This window comes from uncultured Cardiobacterium sp., from assembly GCF_938028185.1.
Classification (GTDB): domain Bacteria; phylum Pseudomonadota; class Gammaproteobacteria; order Cardiobacteriales; family Cardiobacteriaceae; genus Cardiobacterium.
Window position 1 is genome coordinate 1 of sequence record NZ_CALJAH010000061.1, and the last position, 1,607, is coordinate 1,607.

The 1,607-nt window shown below is 62.6% G+C and carries 1 protein-coding gene; it reads left to right on the forward strand.

All coding sequences use genetic code 11. The features are described from left to right. A partial coding sequence (gene carB / locus Q0349_RS02020) for a carbamoyl-phosphate synthase large subunit (protein WP_298079174.1) occupies positions 1–1,607 on the forward strand: 1,607 nt, incomplete at both ends.

Sequence of the window (1,607 nt, forward strand, 5' to 3'; positions counted from 1 at the left end):
ACGCGATAATTGTTTGTTCTATCGAGAATTTTGACCCGATGGGCGTGCATACCGGCGACAGCATTACCGTCGCCCCGGCGCAGACGCTGACTGATAAGGAATATCAGGCGCTGCGCGATGCTTCCATCGCCATTTTGCGCAAGATTGGCGTGGAAACGGGCGGTTCAAACGTGCAATTCGCCGTCAATCCGCACGATGGCCGCATCATCGTCATCGAGATGAACCCACGCGTGTCGCGCTCCTCGGCGCTGGCGTCGAAAGCGACCGGTTTCCCGATTGCCTCGGTCGCCGCCCGCCTCGCCATCGGCTACACGCTGGACGAGCTGAAGAATGAAATCACCGGCGGCGTCACGCCTGCGTCGTTTGAACCGGCGATTGATTACGTCGTCACCAAAATCCCGCGCTTTGATTTCGCCAAGTTCAAGCAGACCAACAACCGCCTCAATACGCAAATGCGCTCGGTCGGCGAGGTGATGGCGATTGGCCGCACCTTCAAGGAATCGCTGAACAAGGCGCTGCGCGGCCTGGAAAACGGCTATAGCGGCCTGAACCGCCCGGCGGCGGTCGATGACCTTGAAGAAGCGGTCGCGACAGCCACGCCGGAGCGCATTTTTTACCTCGCCGAAGCGCTGCGGCAGGGGATGGGCGTGGCGGAAGCGCACCAGTTGAGCCGCATTGACCCGTGGTTCATCGCGCAAATCGCCGAGCTGGTCGCCCTTGAGCAACCGCTGCAAGCCGACGGCATCAGGCATCTGGACGACGCTGAGCGCCTCTTTGCCTACAAGCGCGCCGGCTTTTCCGACGCCTTCCTCGCCCAATGCTGCGGCGTCAAGGAAGCGGAAATCCGCGCGCTGCGCGAACACTACGCCATTCACCCGGTGTACAAGCGCGTCGATTCCTGCGCCGCCGAATTCGCCAGCGCCACCGCCTATTTGTACTCCACCTACGAGCGCTTCTGCGAAGCCGCGCCGAGCGGCAACCGCAAAATCATGATTCTCGGCGGCGGGCCGAACCGCATCGGCCAGGGCATCGAGTTCGACTACTGTTGCGTCCACGCCGCGCTCGCCCTACGCGCAGACGGCATCGAAACCATCATGGTCAACTGCAACCCGGAAACCGTCTCCACCGACTTTGACACCGCCGACCGCCTCTACTTCGAGCCGCTGACGCTGGAAGACGTGCTGGAAATCGCGCGGATTGAGCAGCCCGACGGCGTCATCGTCCAGTACGGCGGTCAGACCCCGCTCAAACTGGCGCGGGCGCTGGAAGCGGCGGGCGTACCCATCATCGGCACCCCGCCCGATGCCATCGACCGCGCCGAAGACCGCGAACGCTTCCAGCACCTCATCGACGAACTCAAACTGCTGCAACCGCCGAACCGTACCGCCTCCAACACCGCGGAAGCCCTCGCCAAGGCGCAGGAAATCGGCTACCCGCTGGTCGTGCGCCCCTCCTACGTCCTCGGCGGGCGGGCAATGGACATCGTCCACAACGACACCGACCTCGAAAACTACATGAAAGAAGCGCTGCACGTCTCGCCCGACGCACCCATCCTGCTCGACCGCTTCCTCGATGATGCCATCGAAGTCGATATCGACGTCATCTGC